The sequence below is a fragment of the Streptomyces sp. LS1784 genome (assembly GCF_020103755.1).
GTDB lineage: Bacteria > Actinomycetota > Actinomycetes > Streptomycetales > Streptomycetaceae > Kitasatospora.
Window position 1 is genome coordinate 1 of the sequence record NZ_JAHSQD010000732.1, and the last position, 3,493, is coordinate 3,493.

The window sequence follows — 3,493 nt, forward strand, 5'->3', positions numbered from 1 at the left end:
GCTCGTGCCGGGCGGGTGGCTCGTACGGCGCGGGCAGGACGACGCGTTCCCCCGCGGTGCGCGGCGGCGGCACCCTCGGCGCCGCCGTCCGCACCGTTCTCGTCCCGCTCACCCGGTCTCCCCCCGCCGTTCCCGTCCAAGGAGCATGGCGCATTCCCAAGAGTGAGTAAAGGGCGGAGGTCGGGGCGGGTACGGACGACCCCGGCCGGTGCCGGGCCGCCGGCCCGCCGACGGCCCGGAGGGCGCGTCAGCCGAGCTGCGGGGCGATCCGGGAGGCGATCAGCTCCAGGTGGTCGAGGTCGTCCAGGTCGAGGATCTGGAAGTAGATCCGCTCGCTGCCGGCCGCCGCATACCGGCCGATCTTCTCGACCACCTCGTCCGGGGTGCCGGCCAGGCCGTTCTCCTTCAGCTCGTCCACCTCGCGGCCGATCGCGGCGGCGCGACGGGCCATCTCGGCGTCGTCGCGGCCGACACAGGCCACCAGGGCGTTGGAGTAGACCAGGTCGTCGGCCGAGCGCCCGGCCTGCTCGACGGCGGCGCGGACCCGGCCGAACTGGGCGGTGGTGTCGTCCACCGAGGCGAACGGCAGGTTGAACTCGTCGGCGAAGCGGGCCGCCAGGGCCGGGGTGCGCTGGGGGCCGAGGCCGCCGACCAGCACCGGGACGTGCTCCTGGGCGGGCTTGGGCAGCGCGGGCGAGTCGGTCAGCGTGTAGTACTCGCCGGCGAAGTCGAAGGTGTCGCCGAGCTTGGTGTTCCACAGCCCGGTGATGATCGCCAGCTGCTCCTCCAGCCGCCCGAACTTCTCCTTCGGGAAGGGGATGCCGTACGCGGTGTGCTCGGCCTCGTACCAGCCGGCACCGAGGCCGAACTCGACCCGGCCGCCGCTCATCGCGTCCACCTGGGCGACCTGGATCGCGGTGACGCCCGGCAGCCGGAAGGTCGCGGCGGTCATCAGGGTGCCCAGGCGGATGGTGCTGGTGTCGCGGGCGAGGCCGGCCAGGGTGATCCAGGCGTCGGTGGGCCCGGGCAGGCCGTCGACGTCGCCCATCTTCAGGTAGTGGTCGGAACGGAAGAAGGCGCTGAAGGCACCGAGCTCCTCGGCGGTGCGGGCGACCGCGAGGAGGGTCTCGTAGCTCGCGCCCTGCTGGGGTTCGGTGAAGATGCGAAGATCCATGCCGGCCATTCTGGTACGGACCACCCGGCGGTCGACGCAGCGAATCCGCCGGGCCACGGAACGTCCGCAGGGCGGGCGGGCCGGCCCGGGCAGGGGTGGCCAAGGTCTCAGCACCGAACCGTCACGGGCGCCCGTTCCCGCCCGGGGCTCGCCTACCGTGGACGGATGTCCGCCACCTCCGACGATTCCTTCCGGCGCTCCCCCGACGAGCCGGGCGGCTGCCCGCTACCCGCCATCGTGACCGCCTTCACGCCCCGGCTGGCCGAGTTCGCCTTCGAGCCCGGCTTCGTGGCGGCGGTCGACCAGCACACGGCGATGCTGCGGGAGCTGCTGTACGCGCAGGGGCCGGAACTCGCGCCCCGGCCCGTGGACCGTGAGGAGTTGTCGGACTACGCGCTGGGCTTCCTGGACGCGCTCGCCGAGATCGGCTGGCGGGAGCCGGTCGGCTACGACTACGCCGTGACCCGCCTCACCGCGATCTGCTGGCTGGTGCGCGAGCAGGGCCTGCTGGAGGTCTGAGCCCCGACAGGCCCCCCGGGCTACCGGTTCCGGTCCCGCTTCCGGTGTCCGGGATGGCCCCCTCGGGTGAACCGTCCAGCCGTCCGCGCGCGTACAGTGACGGTCCGGGGGACGGGCCACGGAACGGGACGGACGGGACGGTGCGGCAGTGAGCGGTACGACGGCGGAGCGCGCGGTGGGCCACCGGGCGCTGCACTGGCACGTCCGGCCGGAAGCGGCGCGGGCCGCCGTCCTGGTGCTGCACGGCGGCGAGGAGCACAACCTCGCCCGGCCAGGGCGCCTCAACCTCCCGCTGCTGCGGATGCACGGCTTCCTGCGCGGGCTCACCAGGGCGACCGCGGACGCCGGCATCGCCGTCGGGACCGTCCGCTACCGCCACCGCGGCTGGAACGGCGAGCGGGCGGACGCCGCACTGGACGCGACCGCCGCGCTCGACGAACTGGCCGCGCTGCTCGGACCGGTGCCGACCGTACTGGTCGGCCACTCGATGGGCGGACGCGCCGCACTCCAGGCCGGCGGGCACCCGTCCGTCACCGGCCTGATCGCCCTCGCACCGTGGTGCCCGGCCGAGGACCCGTGCGCACAGCTCGCCGGACGGGACGTGCTGATGCTGCACGGCGACCGCGACACCGTCACCCCGCCCGCCGACACCCACGCCTTCGCCGCCCGCAGCCGCGCCGCGGGCGCCCGGGTCTGCGGCTACACCGTCACCGGCAGCGGCCACGCCATGCTCCAGCGCATCCCCGACTGGCACCGCGCCACCACCCGCCTCACCACCGCCCTGCTCGGCCTGCGCCCCCTCCCGGCCGAAACCGCCACCGCCCTCGCCCTCCCGGCGGCCTCCCGCGAGGCCCTCACCCTCGCCCTCCCGCCCCAGCCCCGCCGGGCACCGGCCCTCCCGGCGAACCTCTGACGCAGCGCGCGGCGGCCGGGGGACGGTGCAGGTAGGCGGCCGCCTCACAGCCGACGCACCGAACGCCACGTCACCACCGCGCCGGTCGTGCCCGCCAGCAGCAGACAGGCGCAGGTCACGGCCGTCAGGGAAGCCGCGGTCGGGCTAGACCGTGCTCCAGAGGGCGGCGGCGAAGACCGCCGTCACCCAGGTCCACAGGACGGAGAGGCCGAGGTGCGCGAGGGTGCGCAGGCGGTCGCCGCGCCACAGCCGGGGCGAGAAGTAGGCGAATTCGAAGAGCCAGCGCAGGCCCCAGAAGAGGGTCTGGCCCGCCAGCAGGGCGGTGCCCAGTCGGCCGCCGGCGAGCAGGTCGGGGGCCAGGCAGAGCGGGAGCAGGCCGAGCAGGGCGCAGGCGAGGCCGATGAAGAAGAGGTGGGCGTAGGAGACCTGACGGGTCAGCAGCGTGGTGCCGGACAGGTCCGCGGGCCAGCCGATGGCGCGGGGCAGCACCGCGTGGACCAGGCCTGCGGTCACGAGGGCGGCGCCGACCAGGCGCAGCTGGGCTTCCAGGGTGATCAGTCCGGTCATGACGTGGGCTTCCGGAAGGCGAAGGCGGTGACCAGGCCGGCGATCCGGCGTTCGGCGGCCGGGTGCAGTCCGGCCTCGGCGGCGTGCCGGAGCCAGGTGTCGCGGGGCAGGAAGTGCCAGGCGCCGGGGCCGTAGACGACGGTGTTGGCGGCGTCCCGCAGGTGCTCGACCAGCAGCAGGGTGCCGCCGGGGCGCAGGGTGCGGGCGGCCTCGGTGAACAGGGCGGTGCGGTCGGCGGGCCGGCGCAGCTCGTGGGCGGCGAACACGGCGAACACGGTGTCCAGGACGCCCGTTGCGGCGGGCAGGGCGCCCGGGCGGGC

Annotated in this window: 5 protein-coding genes; 2 read left to right on the forward strand and 3 right to left on the reverse strand. The window is 75.2% G+C overall.

The features are described 5' to 3' along the window. Positions 1-247 precede the first annotated feature (247 nt). The gene (locus tag KS423_RS41390) at positions 248-1,174 is read right to left on the reverse strand and encodes an LLM class F420-dependent oxidoreductase (protein ID WP_224284880.1); all 927 of its coding nucleotides are present in this window, start codon (positions 1,172-1,174) and stop codon (positions 248-250) included. A gap of 165 nt (positions 1,175-1,339) precedes the next feature. On the opposite strand from KS423_RS41390, the gene KS423_RS41395 reads away from it, so the two are divergent. Then, a complete protein-coding gene (locus tag KS423_RS41395) occupies positions 1,340-1,693 on the forward strand; it encodes a DUF6401 family natural product biosynthesis protein (RefSeq protein ID WP_224284881.1) in 354 nt (117 codons plus the stop codon). A 148-nt stretch (positions 1,694-1,841) separates the two neighbouring features. Then, on the forward strand, positions 1,842-2,606 hold the full coding sequence (locus tag KS423_RS41400) for an alpha/beta hydrolase (protein ID WP_224284882.1): 765 nt from the start codon (positions 1,842-1,844) through the stop codon (positions 2,604-2,606). Between the two features lie 144 nt (positions 2,607-2,750). On the opposite strand, the gene KS423_RS41405 is transcribed toward KS423_RS41400, so the two are convergent. Together KS423_RS41405 and KS423_RS41410 are read right to left on the reverse strand one after the other, a co-directional pair. Further along, positions 2,751-3,173 carry a hypothetical protein gene (locus KS423_RS41405; protein ID WP_224284883.1) on the reverse strand — a complete coding sequence of 141 codons (423 nt, stop codon included), beginning with the start codon at positions 3,171-3,173 and terminating at the stop codon, positions 2,751-2,753. Further along, on the reverse strand, positions 3,170-3,493 hold a 324-nt coding region (locus KS423_RS41410; RefSeq protein ID WP_224284884.1), incomplete at its 5' end, for a class I SAM-dependent methyltransferase. The genes KS423_RS41405 and KS423_RS41410, both read right to left, overlap by 4 nt.

Bases quoted from the DNA above. Each gene is read 5' to 3' on its own strand.
- KS423_RS41390 (WP_224284880.1), bottom strand. From the start codon at position 1,174: ATGGATCTTCGCATCTTCACCGAACCCCAGCAGGGCGCGAGCTACGAG.
- KS423_RS41395 (WP_224284881.1), top strand. From the start codon at position 1,340: ATGTCCGCCACCTCCGACGATTCCTTCCGGCGCTCCCCCGACGAGCCG.
- KS423_RS41405 (WP_224284883.1), bottom strand. From the start codon at position 3,173: ATGACCGGACTGATCACCCTGGAAGCCCAGCTGCGCCTGGTCGGCGCC.